Source organism: Colwellia sp. C1TZA3, from assembly GCF_007954265.1.
GTDB lineage: Bacteria > Pseudomonadota > Gammaproteobacteria > Enterobacterales > Alteromonadaceae > Cognaticolwellia.
Genome location: NZ_VOLS01000146.1, coordinates 1 through 951, shown reverse-complemented (window position 1 = coordinate 951; position 951 = coordinate 1). Strand labels below are relative to the sequence as shown.

Sequence of the window (951 nt, the reverse complement as noted above, 5' to 3'; positions counted from 1 at the left end):
GTTCCATGCATTACTACAAGATTCAACAATATCGTCATAATCCTTAAAACATTTATTCGCTAACTCATTCTGTCTTAACCACTGCCATACCTGTTCAATTGGATTTAATTCAGGTGAATAAGCGGGTAATTTTATGATGCTAACATTATCAAATTCATCTACAACATGCTCTGTATGCCAACCTGCTCCATCCATTATGACAACGCTGTGTCTACCTAGTGGTGTGGCTTTTGATATTTGCTCCATGTGGAGTTTCATACCCGCTTTATTTGAAAAAGGTAAAACTAATGCCTCTGTCTTTCCATTTCCTGGGCAAACAGCACCAAATAAGTAAGCGTTTAAAAATTGTTGCTGTTTAACCACTCGCGGACGGCTCCCTTTTTCTGCCCAGAGCCTTGTGGTTGTATTCTGCTGACCAAACCTTGCTTCATCTTGAAACCAGATATCTACACTATCCAATGGCTGATCTTCGGGGATCTTTTCGATCAATGTTATTTTGAACTTTTTTTAAAATCTTCTTGGATTTTTTGGGACTGTTTAGGGTGACGAGAGCGGCTTGTTATCCATGAGAAATTAAGTGCATGCAACAGCCTATAAACATTCGTTCTACTGTATTTCACCCCAAACTTGTCATCAATGATTGAAACAAGTGCTGCCGCATTTAGCCTGCCGCCACTCTCTTTTATACTGTGCCGTTGAACATACTCTTTAAGCTCGGATAATTGATTTTCGGTAAGTTTAGGCCGGCGTCCTGATCTTGTTTTTTCATTTAGCCCTTCAAGACCCTCATTAAAAAACTTTTTAGCCCAGTCATTGACTACTTTCCTGCTTACTTTTACATGTTTGGCAGCTTGAGTTCTGTCAGCTCCATCCTTAATGTGCAATAAAGCTAATAGGCGAATTCTCATTCTGCCATTGGTTTCTTGAGCAATAAGTGCCTTTAAATTAATA

Annotated in this window: 2 protein-coding genes; both read right to left on the bottom strand. The window is 39.2% G+C overall.

The window, feature by feature from the left end; translation table 11 throughout:
* Positions 1-489, bottom strand: a 489-nt coding sequence (locus ESZ39_RS18295) for an IS630 family transposase (RefSeq protein WP_146881198.1), incomplete at its 3' end; no start/stop codon positions are given.
* A gap of 2 nt (positions 490-491) precedes the next feature.
* Positions 492-951: IS630 family transposase (locus ESZ39_RS18290; protein WP_191321842.1), on the bottom strand; the 460-nt coding region annotated here is incomplete at its 5' end.